21 protein-coding genes and 1 pseudogene are annotated in these 23731 nt (G+C 71.9%); 8 read left to right on the forward strand and 14 right to left on the reverse strand.

From position 1 onward, the window contains the following. Window positions 1–108: 108 nt before the first annotated feature. A complete protein-coding gene (locus tag BJ971_RS25855) occupies window positions 109–3075 on the forward strand; it encodes a type II toxin-antitoxin system Rv0910 family toxin (RefSeq protein WP_184995798.1) in 2967 nt (988 codons plus the stop codon). 39 nt (window positions 3076–3114) lie between these two features. After that, the gene (locus tag BJ971_RS25860) at window positions 3115–4725 is read left to right on the forward strand and encodes an acyl-CoA synthetase (RefSeq protein ID WP_184995799.1); all 1611 of its coding nucleotides are present in this window, start codon (window positions 3115–3117) and stop codon (window positions 4723–4725) included. A 30-nt stretch (window positions 4726–4755) separates the two neighbouring features. Here BJ971_RS25860 and BJ971_RS42290 read toward each other — a convergent pair whose 3' ends face one another. Then, window positions 4756–4866, reverse strand: a complete 111-nt coding sequence (locus BJ971_RS42290) for an excalibur calcium-binding domain-containing protein (protein WP_239087161.1) — start codon at window positions 4864–4866, stop codon at window positions 4756–4758. A gap of 169 nt (window positions 4867–5035) precedes the next feature. On the opposite strand from BJ971_RS42290, the gene BJ971_RS25870 reads away from it, so the two are divergent. After that, window positions 5036–6343 carry a hypothetical protein gene (locus tag BJ971_RS25870; RefSeq protein WP_184995800.1) on the forward strand — a complete coding sequence of 436 codons (1308 nt, stop codon included), beginning with the start codon at window positions 5036–5038 and terminating at the stop codon, window positions 6341–6343. 16 nt (window positions 6344–6359) lie between these two features. On the opposite strand, the gene BJ971_RS25875 is transcribed toward BJ971_RS25870, so the two are convergent. The 5 genes from BJ971_RS25875 to nhaA form a co-directional block, all read right to left on the reverse strand. Then, window positions 6360–7133 carry an Mrp/NBP35 family ATP-binding protein gene (locus BJ971_RS25875; protein ID WP_184995801.1) on the reverse strand — a complete coding sequence of 258 codons (774 nt, stop codon included), beginning with the start codon at window positions 7131–7133 and terminating at the stop codon, window positions 6360–6362. 35 nt (window positions 7134–7168) lie between these two features. Further along, the gene (locus BJ971_RS25880) at window positions 7169–7588 is read right to left on the reverse strand and encodes a hypothetical protein (protein WP_239087160.1); all 420 of its coding nucleotides are present in this window, start codon (window positions 7586–7588) and stop codon (window positions 7169–7171) included. Window positions 7589–7781: 193 nt separating this feature from the next. Then, complete coding sequence (locus BJ971_RS25885) at window positions 7782–9419, reverse strand: efflux permease Rv1217c-related protein (protein ID WP_184995802.1); 1638 nt, start codon at window positions 9417–9419, stop codon at window positions 7782–7784. Further along, window positions 9416–10309 (reverse strand): ABC transporter ATP-binding protein, encoded by an 894-nt coding sequence (locus BJ971_RS25890; protein WP_184995803.1) that lies wholly within the window; start codon window positions 10307–10309, stop codon window positions 9416–9418. Before BJ971_RS25890 ends, BJ971_RS25885 begins: the two co-directional genes overlap by 4 nt. Window positions 10310–10420: 111 nt before the next feature. Further along, on the reverse strand, window positions 10421–11764 hold the full coding sequence (nhaA, locus tag BJ971_RS25895) for a Na+/H+ antiporter NhaA (protein ID WP_184999100.1): 1344 nt from the start codon (window positions 11762–11764) through the stop codon (window positions 10421–10423). A 205-nt stretch (window positions 11765–11969) separates the two neighbouring features. Here nhaA and BJ971_RS25900 point away from each other — a divergent pair, with 205 nt between their 5' ends. Then, window positions 11970–12506: a DUF4760 domain-containing protein gene (locus tag BJ971_RS25900; RefSeq protein ID WP_184995804.1), complete on the forward strand. Its 537-nt coding sequence runs from the start codon at window positions 11970–11972 to the stop codon at window positions 12504–12506. On the opposite strand, the gene BJ971_RS25905 is transcribed toward BJ971_RS25900, so the two are convergent. The 4 genes and pseudogenes from BJ971_RS25905 to BJ971_RS40710 form a co-directional block, all read right to left on the reverse strand. After that, a complete protein-coding gene (locus BJ971_RS25905; protein ID WP_184995805.1) occupies window positions 12437–12952 on the reverse strand; it encodes a 2-thiouracil desulfurase family protein in 516 nt (171 codons plus the stop codon). The two genes, BJ971_RS25900 and BJ971_RS25905, sit on opposite strands and share 70 nt — an antisense overlap. 2 nt (window positions 12953–12954) lie before the next feature. Continuing rightward, window positions 12955–13734: an enoyl-CoA hydratase/isomerase family protein gene (locus BJ971_RS25910; protein ID WP_184995806.1), complete on the reverse strand. Its 780-nt coding sequence runs from the start codon at window positions 13732–13734 to the stop codon at window positions 12955–12957. Between the two features lie 118 nt (window positions 13735–13852). After that, window positions 13853–13951: pseudogene (locus tag BJ971_RS42675) on the reverse strand (acyl-CoA dehydrogenase family protein); the annotation flags it as partial. Between the two features lie 55 nt (window positions 13952–14006). After that, window positions 14007–15017 (reverse strand): DUF8189 domain-containing protein, encoded by a 1011-nt coding sequence (locus BJ971_RS40710; RefSeq protein ID WP_221478840.1) that lies wholly within the window; start codon window positions 15015–15017, stop codon window positions 14007–14009. 258 nt (window positions 15018–15275) lie between these two features. On the opposite strand from BJ971_RS40710, the gene BJ971_RS40715 reads away from it, so the two are divergent. From BJ971_RS40715 to BJ971_RS25930, 3 genes are all read left to right on the forward strand, one after another. Further along, on the forward strand, window positions 15276–17516 hold the full coding sequence (locus BJ971_RS40715; protein ID WP_203709104.1) for an AfsR/SARP family transcriptional regulator: 2241 nt from the start codon (window positions 15276–15278) through the stop codon (window positions 17514–17516). Next, a complete protein-coding gene (locus tag BJ971_RS25925; RefSeq protein WP_184995807.1) occupies window positions 17513–18541 on the forward strand; it encodes a hypothetical protein in 1029 nt (342 codons plus the stop codon). The genes BJ971_RS40715 and BJ971_RS25925 overlap by 4 nt, the downstream gene beginning before the upstream one ends. A gap of 179 nt (window positions 18542–18720) precedes the next feature. Continuing rightward, complete coding sequence (locus BJ971_RS25930) at window positions 18721–19617, forward strand: CPBP family intramembrane glutamic endopeptidase (RefSeq protein WP_184995808.1); 897 nt, start codon at window positions 18721–18723, stop codon at window positions 19615–19617. Here BJ971_RS25930 and BJ971_RS25935 read toward each other — a convergent pair. Next, window positions 19610–20317: a transposase family protein gene (locus tag BJ971_RS25935; protein WP_239087157.1), complete on the reverse strand. Its 708-nt coding sequence runs from the start codon at window positions 20315–20317 to the stop codon at window positions 19610–19612. The two genes, BJ971_RS25930 and BJ971_RS25935, sit on opposite strands and share 8 nt — an antisense overlap. 155 nt (window positions 20318–20472) lie before the next feature. Continuing rightward, complete coding sequence (locus BJ971_RS25940) at window positions 20473–21018, reverse strand: GNAT family N-acetyltransferase (protein ID WP_239087156.1); 546 nt, start codon at window positions 21016–21018, stop codon at window positions 20473–20475. 345 nt (window positions 21019–21363) lie between these two features. On the opposite strand from BJ971_RS25940, the gene BJ971_RS42295 reads away from it, so the two are divergent. Then, window positions 21364–22203 (forward strand): AfsR/SARP family transcriptional regulator, encoded by an 840-nt coding sequence (locus tag BJ971_RS42295; protein ID WP_184995810.1) that lies wholly within the window; start codon window positions 21364–21366, stop codon window positions 22201–22203. 24 nt (window positions 22204–22227) lie between these two features. On the opposite strand, the gene BJ971_RS25950 is transcribed toward BJ971_RS42295, so the two are convergent. Together BJ971_RS25950 and BJ971_RS25955 are read right to left on the reverse strand one after the other, a co-directional pair. After that, entirely contained in the window at window positions 22228–22605 is a 378-nt protein-coding gene (locus BJ971_RS25950) for a hypothetical protein (RefSeq protein ID WP_203709103.1), read from the reverse strand. A 4-nt stretch (window positions 22606–22609) separates the two neighbouring features. Next, the gene (locus BJ971_RS25955) at window positions 22610–23722 is read right to left on the reverse strand and encodes a winged helix DNA-binding domain-containing protein (protein WP_184995811.1); all 1113 of its coding nucleotides are present in this window, start codon (window positions 23720–23722) and stop codon (window positions 22610–22612) included. Window positions 23723–23731: the final 9 nt, after the last annotated feature.

Below are 23731 nucleotides of genomic sequence, written 5' to 3' on the forward strand. Positions count from 1 at the left end.
CTTACCGTACGCCTTGACGGTTAGTTGGGTCCACACCAAGATCTCCTACGGGTTGCCGTGACTCAGGTCACTGACATACCGTCACGCCAGACTGTTAGGGGATCATCGATGCCTGCTCCGCGCCCGTACGCGCGGCTCCGTGCCGGCCTCGCCGTTGGCCGGGCCGTCGCCGCCACCACGGTGAGCCGGCTGATCCGGCGACCGGCGGCGCCCGGCTCGCTGACTCCGGTCGAACTGCCGCGCGTCTTCGCGTACCCCTATGTCGCCGCGACCGAGATCGCCGCGGACCCGGACCGGATCTTCGCGGTCCTCGCCGACCCCGCCCGGATGGGCGACTGGCTGGTGCCGCACGCCGGCTGGCCGGCGCGGCCGCCGGCCGAGCTCACGCCCGGCGCGCGCATGACGCAGCGCGTCAAGCTGATGGGCGTGCCCAGCGACGTGCGCTGGACGGTTACCGGCATCGCGCCCCCGCGGACCGTCTGGCTGGACGGCACCGGCCCGATGGGCATCACCGTCGGGTTCTACCTGTCCGTCGCGCCCGCCGCCGGCGGCGCCCTGGTCCGCTGCGACGGCGGCGTCGAGGGTGGCACGGCGGACGGACCGCTCGGCGCGATGCTGGCCCGCAACCTCGCCGAGGCCATGCAGAAATCCCTGGAGAAGCTGGCCACCGCGGTCTCCGCGCAGGCGCCGCCGGCCGAACGCCCCGCCGCGCCGGCCGCCACCGCGCCAGCCGCCGCCGCGCGACCGGCGCGCACCAGGGGTGCCCCGATCCGCCACGAGCGCACCGGCCGGGACATCGACCCGTGGACGCCGGTCATCGTCGGCGTCGGGCAGGTCTCCGACCGCTCCACCGAACCGCGGGGCGCGGACCCGGTGTCGCTCGCCGTGCGCGCGCTGCGGCTGGCCGCGCAGGACGCCGGCGCGGGCGCCGAACTGCTCGCCGGCGCCGACTCGGTCGGCTACGTCGCCAGCGTCTCGTGGCAGTACCCGGACGGCGCCGCCCTGATCGCCGAGGCGGTCGACGCCCGGCCGGCGGGTACCGTGCAGACCAGCCTCCTCGGCGGGGACGGCTCGCTGCGGCTGCTGAACGACGCGGCCGCCGCGATCGCCGCCGGCGAGGTCTCGGTCGCCCTGCTCGGCGGCGCCGAGGCCGCCGCGACCGCCGCCGCCGCGGAACGCGCGGGCCGCGACCTGGCCTGGCCCGCACAGCCGGAGGGTACGGCCCCGGCACGCACCATTGGCGCCGACACCGTGCCGAACAACGACGCCGAGACCGCGGCCGGCCTCGTCGCGCCCATCCACCTGTACGCGCTCATCGAGTCCGCGATCCGCGGCCGCCTCGGGCTGTCACCGGACCGGCACCGCGCCCGGATCACCAAGCTCTGGTCCCGGTTCGCCGACGTGGCCGCGAGCAATCCGTACGCCTGGCTGCCCGGCCGCCGCTCCGCCGCCGAACTGGCCGCACTCGACGGTGTCAACCGCCCGATCGCCGCGCCGTACCCGAAGCTGCTCACCGCACACCTCCAGGTCAACCAGGCCAGCGGCATCATCGTGTGCAGCGCCGAGGCCGCGCGCCGCGCCGGCATCGCACAGGACCGGTGGGTGTTCGCGCACGCCGGCGCGCACGCCACCGAGCAGTGGTACGTCACCGAGCGCGCCGACCTGGCCTGCTCACCCGCTGTCGCCGCCTGTGGCAGAGCCGTGCTCGACCACACCGGGATGTCCATCGACGACATCCGCCACATCGACCTGTACGCCTGCTTCCCCTCGGCGGTGCAGATCGCCGCCGCCGAACTCGGGCTGCCGGTCGACGACCCGGCCCGCCCGCTCACCGTCACCGGTGGGCTCACGTTCGCCGGCGGGCCCGGCAACAACTACGCCAGCCACGCCGTCGCCAACCTGGTGCCGCTGCTGCGCGCCGACCCGGACGGGTACGGCCTGGCCACCGCCGTCGGCTGGTATCTCACCAAGCACGCGATCGGCGTGTTCTCCGCCCGCCCGCCGGCGCGCGGGTACCGCGACATCGCCGCCGACCTGCGACTGCCCCGCCCCGCCGCCCGCAAGGTCAGCACGATCCGCACCGGCACCGCCGTCGTCGAGGCGTACACGGTCCCGTACGGCCGCGACGGCGAACCGGAGGCCGGCATCGTCACCGCGCTCACCCCGGACGGCGCGCGGGTGGTGCGCCGCACCCGCGACCGCGCGCTGATCGACCGGCTGCTCGCCGAGGACCCGCTCGGCTGGCGCATCGAGGTCACCGGTGACGGCTTCACCGTCGCCGACACCACGCCCGCGCCGCTGCCACCGGCCGGCGAGCCGCCCGTGCTCGTCGAGTGGCAGGGCCCGGTCACCGTCATCCGGCTGAACCGGCCCGCCGTCCGCAACGCCGTCGACCTGGCCACCGCCCGGGCCCTGGAACGCGCCGTCGACGCGTTCGAGGCCGACCCGGACGCCCGGGTCGCCGTACTGACCGGCGGCGACACCGTGTTCTGCGCGGGCATGGACCTCAAGGCCGCGGCGCGCGGCGAGTACCCGGTCACCGAGGGCCGCGGCCTGCTCGGCCTCACCGCCCGGCCGCCCCGCAAGCCGCTGATCGCCGCCGTCGAGGGCGCGGCCGTCGCCGGCGGCTGCGAACTCGCGCTCGCCGCCGACCTGATCGTGGCCGGCGAGAACGCCGCCTTCGGCCTCCCCGAGGTCCAGCGCGGCCTGGTCGCCGCGGCCGGCGGGGTGCTGCGGTTCGCGCGCAGCCTGCCCCGCGCCACCGCCCTGGAACTCGCGCTCACCGGCGAGCCGATGCCCGCCCGCCGGCTGCACGAACTCGGCCTCGTCAACCGCGTCACCGCTCCCGGCGAGGCCCTGGCGACCGCGCTCGAACTGGCACACCACATCGCCGCCAACGCACCGCTGGCCGTGCTCCTGTCCAAACGCATCGTCGACGAGCACGGCGACTGGAGCACCGCGGAGGCGTTCGACCGGCTCTCCGGCATCGCCGGCGAGGTGATCGCCTCGGCGGACGCCGCCGAGGGCGTCCGCGCGTACGCCGAGAAACGCGCTCCCGTCTGGACCGGCCGCTAGCCGCTCGCACTCCTGCCAACCCGAACGAAGGTGTCGTCCATGATCAGGAACACGCTCGAACACCTGCACGCCGTCGGCCGTATGCACCAGATCGGCATCATCAACCTGCTGCGCCCCGACCGGCTGCTGCGCGCCGCCGTGAACAACGCCCGCCTCGGCCCGCAGGCCGCCCTGATCATGAAGGCCGCCGCCGAACACCCCGACGCCCCGGCCGTCACCGACGAACGCGGCACCCTGACCTACCGGCAGCTCGACGAGCAGTCCAACGCCCTCGCGCACGCCCTGAACGGGCTCGGCCTGCCGGAACGCTCGGTCGTCGGCGTGCTGGCCCGCGACCATCGCGGCCTGCTGCTCGCGATCAGCGCCACCGCCCGGGCCCGGCTGCGCCTCGCGCTGATGAACACCGGGCTCGCCAAGCAGCAGCTGATCGAGGTCTCGGCCCGGGAGAAGGTCCAGGTCGTGCTCTACGACGAGGAGTTCGCCGACGTCGTCGACGGCCTGCCGGACACCATCACCCGGTACGTCACCTGGGGTTCTGCCTCCGGTACGCCGATCGACGAACTGATCGCCGCGCACCCCGCCACGCCGCTGCCCCTGCCGTCACAGCCCGGCGGTTTCATCATCCTCACCAGCGGCACCACGGGGCTGCCCAAGGGCGCACCGCGCACCAAGGTGTCGCCGCTGGCCAGCGCGCTGATCGCGGACCGGATCCCGTTCCCCCGCCAGGGCGCCGCGGTGATCGCGTCGCCGCTGTTCCACAGCACCGGATTCGGCGCCTGGACCGTCGGGCTCTCGCTGGCCAACCACGCCGTGCTGATGCGCCGCTTCGACGCCGAACGCATCCTGCAACTCATCGCCGAACACCGCGCCGAGATGCTGGTCGCCGTGCCCACCATGCTCACCCGGATCCTGTCGCTGGGCCCCGAGGTGATCGGCAAGTACGACACCACGTCGCTGCGGACGGTCTTCGTCGCCGGGTCACCACTCGCCCCCGAGCTGACCACCCGTTTCCAGGACATCTTCGGCGACGTCGTGCACAACGTGTACGGCTCGACGGAGGTCGCCGTCGCCTCGGTCGCCACGCCCGACGAGTCGCGGCGCGCGCCCGGCACCGTCGGCCGCCCGCCGGTCACCGTCCACGTGGCACTCTTCGACGCCGAGGACCGCCGCATCACCGAGCCCGGCGAGATCGGCCGGGTCTTCGTCCGCACCGGCATACCCTTCGAGGGCTACACCGACGGCCAGCGCAAACAGGTCATCGACGGCCACATGGCCACCGGCGACCTCGGCCACCTCGACGCCGAGGGCCTGCTCTTCATCGACGGCCGCGACGACGACATGATCATCTCCGGCGGCGAGAACGTGTACCCCCTGGAGGTCGAGAACCTCCTCGCCCAGCGCGAGGACGTGGTCGAGGCCGCCGTGATCGGCGTCGACGACGCCGAGTTCGGCACCCGCCTGCGCGCCTTCGTCGTCCTCACCGACGACGCGACCCGGGACCCCCAGCAGATCAAGGACTTCGTCCGCGCGAACCTGGCCCGCTACAAGGTCCCCCGCGACGTGGTCTTCCTCGACGAGCTCCCCCGCAACCCCACCGGCAAGGTGGTGCGCCGCCTGCTGCCCACCGGCCCACTACCGGAAGCGGGATGAGGGGCGGGCCCTCATCCCGCTGCGGGCGGGTCAGCGCTTTTCGCAGGCGATGCCGTCCTTGTCGCGGTCCGACTTCTTGTTCGCCTTGTACAGGGCGTTCGACACCTTGAAGTTCGTGACCTTCTTCGTGGTGCCGCGCACCTTGTCCGTGGAAGGTCGAGACCGGACGGTAGCGACCGGGTAGCCGAGATGACCATCGGCCGTTTCACCCGAGGAAGTCAGCCACTCCGCTGGTCAACTCGATGCGCACGGGTACCGTTTGATCAGCTCTGGCATTCTGCCGGTGGTGCGGGATTCCAAGTTGGTAGCGGTGTGTTCACAGCTCGGCGCCGCCTGGGCGGTCGGTGCCCTCGTCGTGCCGGTGATGTCACGGGTGATGCTGATCGCGGCGTTCGGTGGCGGATCCGGCGCGTTCTGGGCCGTGGGGTTCTTCGGCGCGCTGGCCGTGGTGATCGGCCTGCTCGCCGTGGTCTCGGCGACCCGGGACGTCACGTTCCTCGGCGCGACCGGTGGCGGGCGGGTGCTGTGGGCGGTGCTGGTGACCGGGCTGGGAACCGCCGGCTGGGCGCTGGGCTGGTCGGCCACCGACACCGTCGGGCTGCAGGTCGGCCGGTGGCCGCTGTGGGCGTCGGTGCTCGGCGGCATCCCGTACGCGTTGGTCGCCGGCCTGCTGCTGCGCGGCCTGCGACGCAGCGGCACGGCCCTGGGGCTGACCGTGGCGATACTTCTCGCCGGCGCGGTGGCGCTGCACCGGCAGTGGCCGCAGGAGTTCGAGCAGCGCTTGGCGCTCGCCGGCGTCCAGCGGGAGACCTCGTACGCCGTGACCATCCCGGGCTATCTGCCCACCGACCATGACTACGGCCGTGGGCTCGGCGGCGGCGGGTTCCGGCCCGCCGACCCGGACGCGACCCCGCCGGACCTGTACATCACGATCGTCGCCCGCCGGGTCCTGCGGCAGGACGGCGGGATGTGCGGCCAGCCGACCGCCTTGGACGCGCGCCTTGACTGGGGTCTCTGCACCTCCGAGCCGGGTGGTCTGATCTACCGGCACAACGAGATCGAGCACGGCTACCAGGTCACGGTCGGTCGCCTGTACGTGACGATCGCCGGAAACGCGGCGGTCGACCACGCCTCCTTGCGGGCGGCGGCGCTGAGCCTGCACCCGGCAACCGCCGCCGAACTGGGCGGCGGCCGGGACCAGGACGGCGAGTACTTCGCGGCGAGGATTCCCGGCTACGTGGGGCAGGTCATGGGCATCCCACCCGGCATGCAGTACCAGCCCGCCGAGCCCGCCGACCGGGGCGCGTCGAGCGTGGCGATCACCCTCGCCGTGTCCAACGGCGACGAACGGTCGGCCTGCGTCAATGCCGCACAATGCCGGCCCGAGGGACCGGACCTCTACTACGTACGCCGGGAAGATCAACACGGGTACGCGATCCGCCACGGCGACGAGACCGTCGAGGTGCTCGGCGGGCTCCGGGTCGACGCCGCGACCCTGCGGCAGGCGGCCCGGGACGCCCGCCGGACCACCGACGAGGAACTGGACCGCGTGCTCCCGCAACTACCCCCGCAGTCCTTCGCCGACCGGATCCGAATATGGCTACGCGACCGCTTCTGACGCCGGTCCGCATCGGTCACGCCGCGATGTGCGCCGCCACCGCGTCGAGAACCGGGGCGAGATCACCGGAGGCGATCGCCGCGTCGGGCCGGAACGGAAGTCGCGCGAGTCGTTCGACGCCACCGGCCCAGATGGTGCGCTCGTCCGGTGCCGGCGTGTGCAGGTCGGTCCGCTCGCCGCAGCACGGGCACTCGAAGTAGGCCATGTTCTCCACCCCGCCCAACACCGGTGTCCGCACCTCGCGCAGCGTGCTCAGCGCGCGGCCGGTGTCCAGGTGTGACACCTCGGCCGGCGTCACCACCAGGATCGTTCCCACCCGCCCGGCGCCGGAGAGGACGCCCTGCTGGGTGAAGCTGATGCCGGGCGGGAGATCCACGACGAGGACCTCGACGTCGCCCCAGTTCGTCTCCTTGATCAGGCGGCCGAGCATGAGGTCACTCAGGTCCGACCCGAGGGCGAGCCCCTGGTTGCCGGCCATGAGGAAGCCCGCGGACGCGACCTTGAGGCCGTCGACCTCCATCGCCTCCAGCCCCGAGCCGCCCCGCCCGTCGTGCGCCCACCGCGCGAGGGTGACCGTCCTGGCCGGCACGTCGCGGCGCAGCCCGAGCATGCGCGGCACGTCGGGTCCGGCGATGTCGGCGTCGACCAGGCCGGCCCGCACGCCGCTCCGGACCAGCTCGCGTCCGAGCGCGACCGCGACGCTCGACTTGCCAACACCGCCCTTGCCGCTGGCCACGGCGATGACCGGCAACTGCTCCGGCGAAGGCCGGGAGGATCCGAGTGCGCCCATGCGGCAACGGTACTTACCGGCGCGCGCACCGGGGCCTAGTGGCAGAGCAGAAGGAGCTTGAAGGCCGCGCCACAGGAGACGATCACGGCGATCATGAAGGCCGAGAGGGCGCGGACGACGATCAGGCCCGCCTCGCGGCCGTTCCAGGTGACCGGGAGCAGCTGCTCCACGACGACCGACAGCAGCCAGCCGAGCAGCAGCAGCGGGTAGCCCAGGTCCCAGATCTCGTCGGGGAAGGCGCTGGCGTTGCCGCTGCCGCCGTAGTTCGGGCAGTCGCGCACGTCGGTGATCGGCCGGAGCGCCACCGTCAGCACGGCGATCAGGGCGCCGCCGACCAGCAGCGCCCAGTAGCCCGCCAGCGGAGACCGGCGCTTGGTCAGCCCGGCACGCTCGCCTTCGAAGAAGAAGATCGTCGTCTCCCTGGGGTGCGGTGTCGGAGCTGCCGATGCAAGCACGCGCGTCCACAATGGCGGTGCCGCTGACCGCGTCGGCAAGATCGGCTCCGTTGATCAAACCATCGGTGGTCAACGCCGGCGCGATCGAGACGGGTCGCCATCATCGATCATCTCCAGTTGGTTCGCGGTCACCGTTGACGTCGACACCCGCACCCATCCGCATTTGGGACCCGCCGGCCGGCGCTGACCAGCCTCATCCCCGCCAGTCTCGGCGACGGTAGCCGACGACGCCCACGACGGTCAGAGCCACGGCCATGCCCAGCATCGCGACCGATGCCCTCGCCTCGGCCGCAGCCAGGGGTACGGGTGCCAGATGAGCGAACGGTGATATGCCCCGTACCACGTCCGGTGCGCCGACACTCTCGGCGATGACCAGCAGCAGGAATCCACCGGTCGCCGGGAGACTGCCGGCAAGCCCGGCCCAGCGGGGCGCCCAGCCCACCGCGAGCACCGCCGCACCCAGGCTGAGGAGCACGATCGGGAAGACGTTCCAGGTACCGCGCAGTGCCGCGTCCATGGCAAGCCGGCCACCCGTCATCGTGACACCGGCCCAGGTGACCAGGCTCGCGCCGCAGACGAGCACTCCTGCGGCTGCGGCAGTCGCGGCGATCTCCGCGCCGATCAGGCGGGTCCGGCTGACCGGCCGGCTCGCCAGCATGGTCAGGCTGCCGTTGGTCTCGGCGGTGATGAACGCGCTCATTCGAACGGCGGTGAAGCCACCGACCGGCAGGGCGAGGAGAGCGAACAGGGTCGCGGCGAATCCGGCGATGCTGCCCAGCCCGTCGAATCCGGCGGAGGCAGCTTCGCCGGCCAGTGCCGGGTTGTCGTGCAGGAAGTCGGTGACCGACACCGCGGTCAGCCCGATCAGCAGGTAATAGGCGCCGATCCCGATCATCCAACCGTTCAGCGGGCGCAGCACCCGGCGTACCGCGAACATCTCCACGCTCCCCAGCAGGCGCACCCGCGGCCGCCGACCGGCCGCCGCCGGGACCAGGCCACCGCGCACGTCGCGGTGGCCGGCCGCGACAAGCGCTACGGCAGCGACGAGTACGGTCGCGGCGGCCAACAGCAGCAACGGCAGGGCACTGTCGTGGACGTAGGGCCCGCTCAGAGCGAGCAGCCCGAACGGCGACGGCCAGTGCAGCCAGCCGAGAGCGGTGACACCGTCGCCGACCATGCGAGCCAGCAGGCCGATGCCCAGCACCGCCACGGCCGCGCCGGTCGCCGGCGACCGGGCGGGAAAGATCTGCGCGGTCAGCGCGGCCACCGCGACGAAGAACATGCCGAGCAGGCCGATGCCGGCCCCGTGCACGAGCGCACCGGCCGGTGCGGTGCCTGCCGACAACAGGGTGGCCGTGATGGCGGCGCCGGTGGCGGCCGGCACCGCCATCACGGCGGTCAGGTGGCGGATCAACGTGACCCGCAGGGGCACGCGGCCGGCCAGCAGCAGATCCCACCGGCCGCTGTCCTCCTCGCCGCGGGTGATCCGGGTGGTCGCCAGGATCGACCAGGCAGCCAGCAGCACGGCGATGACGGTGCCGACTCGCCACACGACGAACCCACCCGCGGTGTCGAGGCCGACCGGTGTACCGAACAGCGTGCGGATGGCAGGGTTCCCGGCCAGCGCCCGCAGGCTTCCGGCGGCGGCCGGGTCGGCCATCACCTCGTCGTAGGTGGCGGCGACCAACGTGGTCATTCCCCCGGCGAGCGCGGTCACGATGACGCCGCCGCGGCGGATCTGCCGGATCGCCAGCCAGGTGACAGTCCGGCCCGGGGCAGACTCCGCGGCGGGGCCGAGTGCGCGGGAAGCGGGAAGGGTACCGATGCTCATCGGGTGACCTCGGTCCCGTAGTAATCGAGGAAGATCTCCTCCAGGCTCGGTTCACGCACGGCCAGCGCGCTGACGTCCGCCGCAGCGAGCGCCCTCAAGGCCGGGGCGGGAGCTCCGGTAAGGGTGAACCTCAGCCGTCCGTCGCCGGCGGGCTGAACCGCCTCGACACCCTCGGCAGCGCCCAGATCGGGGGCGGCACCGGTGTAGGAGATCGTCACCTCCGCGCGGTGCAGGCCGCGAAGATCTCCGATCGTGGACACCTCGACGAGCCGGCCCGCGCGCAGGATGCCGACCCGGTCGCAGACGGCTTCGACCTCGGCGAGCTGGTGGGAGCTGAGGAAGACGGTCTGCCCGCGGTCGCGGGCATGCCGGACAGCGGTGCGGAACTCGCGTTCCATCAGCGGGTCCAGGCCGCTGGTCGGTTCGTCGAGGATCAGTAGCGGTGCCCGGGTGGCGAACGCCGCGATCAGCGCGACCTTCTGCCGATTGCCGGTCGAGTAGGTGTGCGCCGGCTTCGACGGGTCGAGGGCGAACCGTTCGATGAGTTCGTCGCGGTAGGTCAGGTCGGTGCCGGGCCCGGTCCGGGCCTGCAGATGCAGGATCTCCGCGCCGGTCAGGTGTGGCCACAGCGCCACATCGGCGGGCACATAGGCCAGGGATCGGTGGGCCCGGGCCACGTCGGCGGCATCCACACCGAAGACCTCCGCACGCCCGGCGGTCGCCCGGGCCAGACCGAGAAGCAGGCGGATCGTGGTGGACTTGCCGGCGCCGTTGGGGCCGAGGAACCCGAATACCTCGCCCGGCACGACGTCCAGATTCAAGGCGTCGAGTGCGGTAAGACGGCCGTACCGCTTCGTGAGGTCGACGGCGCGCAGCGCTGGATCAGTCATCGCAGGAAAGCCTTTCGATCGGCGTGGATCAATGACCGCCGACCAGACTTCCCGGCACACCTGCCGCTCACCGTACTCCCGCCCGCACCCGGCAGGAAGCCCCGCCCACGGTCAGCGCGGCGGGGCCGGATCCCGCTGGTACACATCCGGCACACCATCGCCGTCCACGTCGAGCTCCTCAGCCGCGCACAGCTGCCGATAGTGACGGTTGCGGACCCGTAGGACCACGGTGGCCAGCAGGGCGGCGATCAGCGAGCCGGCCAGGATGCCGATCCGGGCGTGCTCGTCCCTCTCACTGCCCGCCCCGAACGCGAGCTCCCCGATCAGCAGCGCCACGGTGAAACCGACACCGGCCAGCAGCGACAGCCCGAAGACGTCCCACCAGCTCACCCCCTCGCCCAATGAGGCGCGGGTGGCCCTCCGCACCAGCCACGTCGCGGCCAGCACCCCGGCGCACTTGCCGAGCACCAGACCCGCGACGACGCCGATCGTCACCGGATCCCGCAACGTCGCGCCGATCCCGCCGGCCCCGGAAACCGACACCCCGGCGGCGAAGAACGCGAACACCGGCACCGCCGCCCCGGCCGACACCGGCCGCCAGCGCTGCTCGAAATACTCCGCCAGGCCAGGACCCGGCCCCTCGGAGCGGCGTCGCACCGGCACCATGAAACCCAGCAACACACCAGCGACCGTGGCATGGACGCCGGAGGCGTGCACCAGCGCCCAGGTCGCCGCCGCCAGCGGCAGCAGCAACCACCACGAGCGCACCCGCCGTTGCACCAACGCCGCGAACAGGCCCAGCGGCAGCAGTGCGGCCAGCAGCGGCAGCAGGTGCAGGGAACTGGTGTAGAACACCGCGATGATGACGATCGCGAGCAGGTCATCGACGACAGCGAGCGTCAGCAGAAACGTGCGTAACGCCGCCGGCAGGTGCGTGGAGATGACACCGAGGACCGCGAGCGCGAACGCAATGTCCGTCGCCGTCGGCACCGCCCACCCCGACAGCGCTCCTTCGGCCATGCCGGCGTTGATCGCCGTATAGACCAGCGCCGGGGCCGCCATGCCACCGACCGCCGCGGCCACCGGCATGATCGCCCGGCGCGGATCCCGAAGGTCACCGGCGACGAACTCGCGTTTGAGCTCCAAACCGGCGACGAAGAAGAAGATCGCCAGCAGACCGTCGCCTGCCCACTGCGCCAACGTCAGGTCCAGGCGCAGCGAGTGCGGGCCGACCCGCAGCGCGCCCAGATCCTGGTAGATCGAGGACCAAGGCGAGTTCGCCAACACCAGGGCGAGCATCGCGGCGCCCAGCAGCAACGCGCCGCCGACGGTCTCGGTACGCAACACCTCACCGATCCGGCTGACCTCAGGCCAGCTACCACGGCCGAACAGGAAACGGTGCGGACGGGGCGGTTCCTCGGTCACGGGACTCCTTCGCAGGGCACGGCAATACATCGCCGACCAGGCTTCCCGGCACACCTGTGCGAGAACCTACCCTGCCGCAGCGCCAGCGGCAGCCGCAGCGATACACCTCCCCGCCGTCACCATCGGTGGTCAATGCCGGCGTCTTGACAGCGGCTTGAACCATGGAGCCACGGGGGCTCACGGAAGGTCTTGCGGACGTTGCCGGTCTTCGCGTTCGCGCGCGAGAGGAAAGAGATTGATCTTCAACGTCGCCACCCTGATCGTTTCGGTCGCCGCGCTGGCGATCTCGGGCTGGGCCGCCGCGCGGCAGCTGCGACTGGTGCGCGGATCCAGTGATCTGAAGCTGACGGCCGAGATACTGGTCGGCCGCTTCGGCAGCAAGGAGTTCCAGGTCGATCAGCGGTACGTGCTCGAACGGCTGGGGCAGGACCACGATCCGGCCCTCGGGATCGGCGGCCTTCCGGAGCCGGCCGCCGCGGCCGCGTGGAACGTGGCGTTCATGTACGAGAACCTGGGGCTGATGCTGGTCTTCGGCCTGGTCGACCGGCGGATCGTCCTCAGCATCGGCAACTATCGGATCCAGCGCAGCTGGGAGGCGCTCGAACCGTTCATCCGGGCCGAGCGAAGCCTGCGGGACGCACCCTTCATGAACTTCTTCGAGAATGCCTACGTCGAGGCCTGCGCGACCTCGCCCGGCGACATCTACCGGTCTCTCGGCCTCAAGGAGACACGTTCCAGCTCCGCCAGCGCGGCCGCCGCCCGGTCCAGCTGATGGTGCGGGAACACGGGGATGCCCCGCCGGCGTAGCGCCTCGGCCGCGACGCCGCTCCCGGCGACGGTCACGCCGGTGAAGGTTCCGTCGTGGACGTAGGTGCTGCCGCAGGTGGGGCTGCCGTCGACCAGGACGGCGATTCCGACGCCGGCCTGCACGGCCCGGTCGACCGCCCGCTGCGCCGCCGCCCTGAACAGGTCCGTGACGTCACGGCCCGATACCTCGAGGACCCGGGCGCGGCCGTCGAGGACGTCGGCCGCGCCGCCGCCGACGATCTCTGCCGGTTCGCGCGGCACCGGGAACCCGACGGCCACCTCCGGGCACAGCGACACGAGGCGCCCCTCGGCGGCCCACCGGTCCCAGATCGGCGAGCTGACCGGCACCCCGGTCTCGTTGAAGCGCAGCGGCGCCCCGCCCAGACACCCGCTGACCAGAACCCTCAGCATGGCTACTCGCCCCGGAACACCGGGGCACGGCGTTGCAGGCTCGCCTCGATGCCCTCGGCGCTGTCGTGGGTCGCCCACAGCTCGATCTGCTCGGCCAGTTCGTGTTCCAGCGCCTGCCGGACCCGGGACGCCAGGTCGCCGCGCAGGGTGCGCCGGATGGACCGTACCGCCAGCGGTGCGGACCCGGCGATCTGGAGGGCCAGCTCGCGGGCGGTCTCCCGCAGCTGTCCCGGCGCCGCGAGCCGGTCGGCGAGGCCGATGTGTACGGCCTCCTCGCCGCCGACCCGGCGCGCGGTCAGCAGCAGGTCCGCCGCCGCCTGCCGGCCGACCAGCTCCGGCAGCGTCACGCTCAGGCCGAAGCCCTGGTGGAAGCCGAGCCGCGCGAAGTTGGCCACGAACCGCGTCGAGGCCTCCGCGACCCGGAAGTCGGCGGCGCAGGCCAGGCCGAGCCCGCCGCCGACGGCGCTGCCCTGCACCGCGGCGATGATCGGGGTGCGTACCTCGAACAGCCGGGCCGCGCACCGGTACAGGGCCTGCGCCGCGGCCGGCCGATCGCGGACGAAGTCGCCCTCGCCGAGGTCGGCGCCGGCGCAGAAGTGCTTGCCCTCCGACGCCAGGATGATCACCCGGCAGGCGGAGTCGTCGTCCAGGGCGCACGCGGCGTCGATGACGCGGGTCAGCAGCGACTCGTCGACATGGTTCGCGGGCGGCCGGCGCATCTCCAGCAGGGCCACGCCGTCCGCGACGCTGACCGACAGGTCCGTGCTGGTTTCCGAGCCCACTGCGTGCCTCCGTGCGGTAGCGACTGACTGTCAGCTCACCTTTTCACAGTGCCGGAATGACGCGTGGCCGGTCAGGGCATTGCCGATCATCAGGGTGTGCATCTCGCCGGCACCCTCGCGCCAGCAGCGTGCCCTTGGCGAGCTCGACCGCCATGTCGGCGAGCTTGGCCTGGATGAGCTGGTAGGAGGCGATCGGGCTACCGCCCTGCTGCCGGCCCCGCCGTCCCGGACAAAGGGGCGAGGTCCCCCTCACCTCGCCCCTTTGCAGACCGTTACTGGCAGCTGTAGAAGATGCCGCCCACCGGGATCGTGACGCCGCTCTTGGGGCTGTGGATGAACACGCACAACCCGAACCGGGTGAAGGCGGCCGCTGGAGCGGAGAAGCTCTGCCGGCCGGCGGGCTCCTGGTACCAGTAGTAGCCGTAGTGCCGATAGATGTAGGCGTCGGTTCCGTTCACGAACGTCCGGAAGTTCCCGATGGAGTCGTACGCCACGCCGGGTGCCTGATAGGTGGTGCCGCCCCCGGCCATTTCCCCCCAGCCCTGCCAGGTGAAGCCACCGGGATCACTCATATTGCGGTGGATCCGGTTGTCGGTGCCGCGGACCGTCAGGGCGATCGTGCGCCCGTCCGCCATGAGCGCCGCTGCCGGCGAGTCCAACGTGGCCCCGTCGCTCGGACTGGCTTCCCACTCACCCTGCCAGCCCGCGCCGACATAGTGACGTTGGTAGACGCGATCGTCGAGTCCCCTGATGAACAGATGAATACGGTCCTGCCCCCCGGCGGATTCGAAGACCGCGCTCGGGGCGCTGTAGGTGAGACCGCTGTAAGCATGGCTGAAGTTGTTGATGATCGGCTTCCAGGGAGTCCACTTCACATAATCCGACGGCGTGCAGCCGATGCCGGTTCGCTGGGTGAAATAGACCCGGTTGTCGGTGCCACGCACGAACAGGAACAGCCCGCCGGGAACCAGCACCGCGGCCGGCGCCGAGAGGGTGTAGCCGTTTCCGGGAACCTCGCACCAACCCGCCCACGAGCCGGCGCCGGTTCTGCGGTTTCGATAGATCCTATTGTCCGTGCCCCGGACGAACACCTCGGCGGTGTCTCCGACCACCGCCGGCGCGTCGACGGTGAGGCCACCGCCGGGCACCTCGGCCCAGGCACCCCACGCATAGGCGGGTGCCGGGGTGATGAGAACGGTCCCCCCGATCACCATGATTCCACTCAGCACTACGCCCAGGAGTCGCTTGAGCGCGTGCGTGGCCTGCGGCCGTTCTGCTGACACCGGCTACCTCCTCCGTGATCGCCGCGGCGGCCGCTCGGCCGTCCGGCAGTTCGTCGTGCGCGGCCAGTGTGGAGATGACCGGTAGCGCGGCGGCAGCGCGGCGGTAAACGCATCGACAGACGTCACGGGGTCAGCGAATTCGCGGGTCGATGTCGACAAGTCTCGATGCTGACAAGGGGTCGACACGGTGACCGCCCGGGTGCACGCTGCTAGCCAGCGGGCAGCAGTGTTGCCGAGCCCGGCGGTCGGGGGGCCGTAATGATCGAGTTCGGGGTGTTGGGTCCGCTGACCGTGCGCCGCGACAATGAGCCGGTAGCCGTCAACGCCGCGATGCTGCGCGGACTGCTGGCCCTGCTGCTGCACCGGCCCGGACAGCCGGTCTCGGTGGACACCATCGTGGAGACGCTGTGGCCCGGCGGCCGGCCGCCGGCGACCGCGCGCAAGACCGTCCAGGTCTATGTCGGCCGGCTCCGCAAGGCCCTCGCCGACGACGAGCGCATCCGCCACGGCCCCGGCGGCTACACGATCGTCGTCACCCCAGGCGAGCTGGACACCACCCGGTTCCGCGCGCTCGTCGACATCGCCCGCGACGCACACCGGCGCGGCGAGCCCGCCACCGCCGACGGCACGTTCACCGAGGCGCTGGGGCTGTGGCGGGGCACCCCGTTCGCCGACCTCGACGGCGCCGGCGTGGTGGCCGAGGAGATCCGCCTCCTCGACGAGCAGTGGCTGGCCGCACACGAACTGCGCGCCGCCGCCCGCCTCGATCTGCGCCGCCACCACGAGGTGGTCGCCGACCTCGTCGGCCTGCTGCCCGCGCACCCGTACCACGAGCGCCTGGTCTCCTACCTGATGCTCGCGCTGTACCGCAGCGACCGCCAGAGCGAGGCGCTGGACCTGTACCGGCGCACCCGTGATCAGCTCGCCGACGAGCTGGGCATCGAGCCCGGCCCCGCGATGTCCGGGCTGCAACGGGCGATCCTGCGCAACGACAGCAGGCTCGGACAGCTCGGCGCGAACGACCTCGACGGAATCACCGCGCCGCCGCACCAGCCCTCCGTCGTGACCGCCGCGGCCTCGCCGCAGGCCGGTGCGGCGCCGCCGCCGGCATCGGACGGACCCGCCGGACGCCGCTCGCTGCCGGCGCGGGCGATGACGGCCGCGGTCGTCACCGCGCTCACCCTGGGCCTGCTCGGCGCCAGCATGCCGGCGGCCAGGCCGCGGATGACCGGTCTGTTCAACATCGTGCTGGCACCGTTCGCGTGGTCGGGGCCGGCGCAGGAGCCGGTGGCGAGCCGCCTGGAGACCGTCCTGCACCGGGAGCTGAAGGCCTGGTCAAACGAGATCGCGACGATCCAGCTGCGCGGACCCGACCAGGTCGGGGCCGTCGACCCGGGGCCGGGTTCGGATCGCGGCGAGGCGCTGGGCCGGGTGGCGCGCGAGCACGGCGCCGACGTCGTGGTCACCGCGCGCCTGCACGCCGCGGACGGCAAGCTGACCGTCGCGATCGAACTGCTCCTCACCGACCGCACCTTCGGCGAGACGCCGGAGTTCGTCGGCCTGCACGACATCAGCATCACCGAGCCGGCCGACGTGCTCGCGCGCAACGTCGAGATCAACGAGGAGCTCACCGAGGCGACGCTGCACTACCTGAAGGCCGTCGTGGCGTTCGTCCGCGGCCTCGGCGACTACGCGCTCGACGACTTCGCCGGCGCCGAGGGCAGCCTCCTGACCGCCAACGCCGAGTTCAACGTGGTCGACGACGCCGCCGGCCACCAGACGGTCCGGCGCGACGCGCTCTACCTCATGATCGGCAACGCCATCGGCCGCGACGACAAGGCGCGGCTCGGCCAGGCCGCCGACTACTACCGGCTGGCCCTGTCGCAGAACCCCGCGTACACCCGGGCCCGGATCGGGCTGGCCGAGGCCACCCGGGCGGCCGCCGGCTGCCAGCCGGGCCGGACCCGGGCGGCGCCCCTCGACCGCGCGATCGACGACTACAGCGCCGCGCTCACCAGCGCCGACGGGACGGCCCGGGTACTCCTGCAGATGAAGGCCCGGCTCGGCCTCGGCCTGACCTACCAGTGCCTTACCGCCGCCGGGCTGGGCGACCGCTGGGCCGACGCCGACGCCGAGTTCCGGGAGGTGCTGCGCCTGCACGCCCTCGGCCGGCTGTTCGACGGCAACAACCGGCACTCCCTGCTGCTGGCGGCGGAGGCCCGGGCCGGCCAGGCGCTCATCGCGTTCCTCACCGCGGACGGACCCGACGCCGACCGGTACGGCGGCTACCCGGCCGCCGCCGCGGCGTACGAGGACGCGCTGCGGCTGCTGGGCGGCATCGACGTCGAGCGGCAGACCACGGTGGAGCGGGAACTGGTCTACCTGCGCAACCTGCGATCGGTCTACCGCGCGATGGACGCCGTGTCGAAGCTGGGGAACGTCGACGAGCGGATCTCCGCCGCCGAGGAGCGCCTCGCGGCGATGGCGGGCTCACGATGACCGGCATCGCCCGCTGGTTCCCGGCCAACCGGTACCGCTACCTCGCCTTCCTCGCGGGATTCGTCGTGGCGGCCTCGGCGACCGCCGTCTCGCTGACGGCCGACTCCGGGCATCGATCCGTACGCGGGGTGCCACAGCCTCCCGCGGCCGCCCCGTCCACCCGCACCGGCCCCGTCCAGGTGGCACCCACCGAAAGCACCACACCGCAACCCACCGCGACCCGGCAACCCGTACCGGGCACGCAGAATCCGCTCGTCGTGACGCCACCTCGAACTCCCCGGCCCACGAGCGGCACCACCTCAGGAACCCCGACGCCTACCGCCACGTCGCCTGCCACCACTTCGCCGGGCGCGGAGGAGCCGGAAGACCTGCTCAAGCGGCGCGACCCCCTTCCGGAGGGCGTTCCCGAACAGGTGTCGTTCTTCATGGGCGGCGGCGACACGGATTGCCTCGAGCAGGTGTTCGGGTCGCCAGACATCGTGGGTGCGGCTGAGACAGTAGAGATTCCGACGCGAATCGTCCTCTGTTTCTACGGCTTCGATTACCAGCTCAAGTCGCTGGCCGTGACCATTACGGCTCCTTCCGGCGCGGTCACCACGATGACGCTCCTGCCGACCGGGACCTACTATTCGACAAGGTTCCCGGCCTTGCCGGGCGAGCCGCTCGGCAAGTATCAGGTAACGGCCAAACAGGAGAAACTCGAGGCCTTCCTCGGGTTCGAGCTGACGCGCAGGAGCTCACCGCACTTCTGGCTCGATGCACCGCAAAGCGAATCCCAGCCTCTCGGCACCGACTTCGACCTGTATCTCGGCGGCTTTCCGGCGAACCGCCCGGCCCGTTTCCACCTCTACGATGCCCAGTCACGCCTCTACCACACGTCGTTCACCGTCGCCGTCGACGCGGTCGGCGAGGCACACGCGGTAATCGACACCAAGTCCGACGATCTGCCGGGCTGCTACGGAATCATCAGCGACCTGCCGCAGAAGCCGGGCAAGGAGATCAAATACCGGTTCTGCCTCAGCTAGCGCGATCACCATTCGCGATCCTCGTCGAACCATCGCGCGACCCAGGGTCCCGGCAAAGTCGTCAGAGAATCCGAGGAGTGCCATCGGCCGCGGTCGCGGGTGTGATGCCGGGCGCCTGGCGGCGACTCTTGATCCAGGACTCGGTGCAGAGGGCATGATTGCCCGGTGGGGACGACAAGATGAGTGCCGACGTCCGGGTGTTCCTGGGGATCGTGTTCGGGCTGCCGTGGGTGCTGTGGGTGTTCGAGCAGGTCACCGGTGTGCGGATTCTCTTCTTCGCGGCGATGCTGTCGGTCGCGATCGCGACCTGGGTAGCGGCCCGCTATGTGTGGCGGCCGGCGAACATCGCCGAGGCGACCGCACTGGTTCCGGTCCACCCGATCCGGCGGACGGCCGGGTACTGCCTGCTCGCCTTCGTGCTGTTCATCGCGATGTCAGCGCTGGCCGTCGGATTCAATGCCGTGACCGGGCTCTATCCGGCCGACCTGGACGGATTCTCCGCGCTGCGCGACGTCTACGGCCCAGCGACCGCCGGCCAGGCCGGTGTCCCGTGGGAGCTGATCGGGCAGGCTTTCGCCGCCAACCTGGCGCAGTTCGCGTTGATCCTGCCGCTGGCGTTCTGCGAGGAGTGGGGCTGGCGCGGCTATCTGCTGAACCGGCTGCGCGAGCGGATGGGCACGTGGCCGGCACTGGTCCTGATCGGCGTGATCTGCGGAGTGTGGCATCTGCCGTTCTATGTCGGGCCGTGGTTCTCGATGAGCGGGGACGCGCTGCGGTCCCTGCTGCCGTTCACGATCTTCTGTGTGTTCTTCGGAATGGTGCTCGGGTGGCTGCGGCTGGCCGCCGGGTCGATCTGGCCCGCGGTGGTAGGACACGCGGTCAACAACACCGTCGTCTTCGGGTTCGTGCAGGTCGTGGTCGCGGACAAGGCGGCCGAACCGAGAATCGACGGCTGGTTGACCGGACTCAGCGGCTGGCAGGGCTGGCTGATCATGCTGATTCCGGTCGCGGTGCTCGCCGCGCGTACCCGAACATCGCGGGAGGTTACCCAGGGCCCCGGCAAATTCGTCAGGTGATGCCGAGCAGAGCCAGTGGGCGGTCGCTGTCGCGGGCGTAATGTCGGGTCCCGGCGGCGATGTCGGTGTCGCGGAGGTCGCCGATCTGGTCGAGCAGCGGACCGAACCGGGTGATCTCGTTGGTCTTGCCGTCTACATCGGTGCTGGCCAGGATCACACTGCTGGCCTGGTCGCAGGCGGCCATCACGTGTCTGGCGGCGGTGTCGGTGGTACGGGATCCGCGCAGCGACTTGCCGTCGACCGCGATCGCCCGCCGGCCTGAAGGCGAGGTGCCGGCCGTGGCCCGCCCGCCGATCCAGACACCGATCGCCGTGGTCAGCAGCTGCGGATCCATGGCCTGCAACAGCCGGCGGATCATCGCTTCGGACGGCCGACGGTCGGGAGCGATGCCCAACGCCGGCGCGGTCGTGTCCGGAGCGTCGGCGACCCATTCGGCGATCGCGGTATACGAGCGGTAGCCGGCCACTACGGCGCACACCGCGGCGGTCACCACGACCGTCAGCCGGTGCCGGACGCCTCGCTTGGACCGCGGGTCAGGCAGCTCGGCGAGCGCTGCGGGCAGGCCACGAGCGGTTCGGGGACGGTCAGAGCCGGTGCACAGGACAGGGATGAGATCAGCGATGATGGCAGGGCGGGCATGACTCACTTCGGATAGATCATCGTGGCGTAGAGAACCTTGATGATCTTCTGAACTGGTCATGCCCGTCTTGCTGCCACCAACAGCGGCGCTTCTACTCCGAACTACTCAAGCCGGACACCATCACGACTATGCCGGGCCCTGTCGCGCGACCGCACCCCGCCGGGCGGCGGCAGCGGCCACGACGCCTCGGCCGGGACCCGACCACTCCACCGTGATCACGGGATCTCGTAGACCAGCTCCGGCCCGTCCTCGTCGTCCCATTGCTCGCCGATCTGGCGGAAGCCGTACTGGAGCGCCAGGCGTGACGAGGGCAGGTTGTCGGGCCGGATGCTGACCCGGACCCGGCGGACCTCGGGCTCCCCCGCGGCGCGGGCCAGCAGCGCCTCGAGGGCGGCGCGCGCGTAGCCGCGACGTCGGTGGACCGGGTCGATGCGGTAGCCGATCTCCACCATGCCGCTGCCGTCCGGTGGCCCGTGGAAGCCGGCCGCGCCGACCGCGAGGGACAGCCGCTGGTCCCAGACGATGCCGGTCACCCAGGCCGCGCTGGCCGGGTCCCGGTCGCACTGCTCGGCGCGCCTCTGCCACAGGCCGTGGCACTGCGGGCCGGCCAGGTAGTCCGAGAGCGGCACCGGGCTTGCGGCCTCCGCGGCGGCCAGGTCGCCCCGGGCCAGGGCGTGGAACACCGCGCCGTTCAGCTGCACGATGCGAACGGCCGGCGTCTCGGCCGAGACCGAGCCGGTGCCGGAATGCGGATCACCCACGCCCCAAGCCTTCCAGACCAGCCCGCCGTCGGGTGCGCAGGCGAGCCCTCTCGCCCGGCCCATCGCCGCCGGCCCGCCTGACTCCGCTCAGCCGAGCCGGTGGTCCCGGCCGTCACACCTCGATCAGCCGGGCCGGCGGTCCTGGCCGCCGCACTCGCATCGGCCGGGCCTGCGGTCCTGGCCGTCACACCTCGCACGGCATCCTAGGAACCTAGCTGTTTGGTTCGGCATGGGCCCGTGAGGACGGCACTTTCGTCGAGTTTCCGCCGTCGCGCCGCCCGATATGCTGCTGCTGGCTGCCGCACCGCCGCAGTTCGAGGACCGCTGCTCTGTGGGGATATCGAGATGACCGACGGCTCGTCCGCCGTGCCGCTGCGGTTCGAGATCCTCGGCTCGGTCCGCGCCTACCGGGGCTCCGAACCGGTGGACCTCGGGCCGCCCCGGCAGCAGGCGGTCCTCGCCATCCTGCTGCTGCACGCCGGCCGGCCCGTGCCGGTGCACCGCATCGTCGCCGCGCTCTGGAGCGGCGATCCGCCGGAGAACGGCGTCGACGTGGTGCAGCGGTATGTCGGCGCGCTGCGCCGTGCCCTCGACCCGCAGCGGACGTCGCTCATCGCGCTGACCGACGGCGGTTACGTGCTCCGCGCCGACGAGAACGCCGTCGACGCCGAGGTCTTCCGCGCCGCGCTGGCCCGGGCGCGCGCCGAACACGCGACCGACGAGATACGCCGGGCGCTCGACGGCTGGCGGGACGAGCCGCTGGCCGGCCTCACCGGGCCGGTCTTCGAGGCCGCCCGCGCCCAGCTCAACGACGAACGCGCCACCGCAACGGACCTCCTCGCCGAACCCGCCCCCACCCGTCCGGTAACGGCCGACCCCATCCCCACCCGGCCGGCAACGGCGGAACCAACCCCCGCCGGACCGGCGGCGGATCCCGCCTTCACCCGGCCGGTAACGGCGGAACCGACGCCCGCAGGGCCGGCGGCGGAACCCGCGCCCACCCGGCCGGTAACGGCGCAACCCGCCCCCACCCGGCCGGTAACGGCGGAACCCGCCCCCACCACGCCGATCACAGCGGAACCTGCCCCTGCGGGACCGGTCACGGCGGAGCCCGCCTACCCCGCGCCGGTCGATCCTTGGGACGGGCACCAGCTCTTCCCACCCGACCCGCTGTCGATGGCCTGATTCAGGACGAGCGGCCGGCCCGCGTCAGCCGGCGCGAGTGCCGTTCGGCACGGGTCGTTCCGGCATCGCGAGCACCGGGACGACCTTGTCGGCGTACCCGATGTCGAACATCATCGCCTCGGAGAGCTCGCCCATCATCTTCCGGGGCTCAAGGTTGACGACGAAGAGTGCCTGCCGGCCCTCGATCTCCGCCGGGTTGTCGCGTTCCTTCTTCATTCCGACGAGGACGTTTCTCCGGTGGTCGCCGAAATCCACTATGAGGCGCACCAGTTTGTCGGACTTCTCGACCTCTTCCACCTTCACGATGGTGCCCACCCTTACATCGATCTGCGCCAGCGTTTCGTAGGACATCGTGGGCTTTATCGGCGCCGGGTGGAACGTGCCCTCTTCGGTCATCGCCATTTCCTCACTCTAGGTGACGACGCTTCACCACCAGTCCTACGTCGGTGCCGGCGATCCTGGTCGCCTCCGCGGCCAGCTCCGCCTCGGAGACGTCGCCCGCCTCCGGGAAGAGCGTGACCTCGAAGGTGTCGCCCTGCTCCCAGACGCCGGCGACCCGCCCGCCGGCCACCACGACGGGCGAGATCCAGCCGGCCGCCCTGCTGACCAGCGCCCGCCGGTGCGGCGCGATGATGTGCTCGTCCGTGGTCCCCGGACCGAGCACGAACTGGTCGAACGCGGGCAGCAGCCGGACACCGGTCATCGGCCCGGCGCCGGCGATGTCATCCACATCCTCGGTGCGGGCGTACGCCGCCACCCCGTCCACCGTCACCTCGGTGATCTCGCCCGACCGGGTCAGCGCGGCGAACCAGCCCCTCAGCGAGGCCTTCCTCGAACCGCCGCGGATGAGCCACTGGTCGAAGGCGTCCATGGTGGCCGGACCGTAGGCGCCCAGATATGCCGGGATGACGCGCCGCGCCGCCTCGTCGGGCTCCGGCAGGCCCGGCCAGTCCGCGAGCCACGTCTCCGGCGCGGTGAAAGTGACCTTGTTGCCGTCGTTCGGCCCGTTGCACAGCAGGCCCTGCCAGGCCAGCGGCTTGAGGACCGTGGACCAGCCCGAGCCGAGCGGCCCGGCGAGCGAGTCGTCGCCGGTGCGCCGCATGATCTCCGCGGCGAGCTGCTCCCGGGTGAGGGTCCGGCCGTGCAGGGCGGCGCGGGTGGCGTCGGCGATGGCGGCGATCTGGGCCGCGGTGGCGAACGTCTTCTGCCAGGACGGCTTCTCCCAGGTGCGGGCGGCCGCCATCAGGCTCAGGAAGGCGGGCGCGTCCCTCGCGCTCAGCAGGTGCAGCGTGCCCCGCATCGCCCAGACCTTGATCAGCCGACGGTCGTCGAGGGCCCGGCGTGCCCCGCCGCGGGCCGGCGCCGGAAGGCGCGCCGCGATGGCCTGGTCGGCGGCGGAGGCGACCTGCGCCTGCACGCCGCACAGCCGCTCGACGACGCGCTCGGCGTCGGTTCCCGACGGCCGGTCGAGGAGCTGCCGGCGCATCCGCCACGACAGCACCCGATCCCAGGTCAGCATCCCGATGCC

This window comes from Amorphoplanes digitatis (assembly GCF_014205335.1).
Lineage (GTDB): Bacteria > Actinomycetota > Actinomycetes > Mycobacteriales > Micromonosporaceae > Actinoplanes > Actinoplanes digitatus.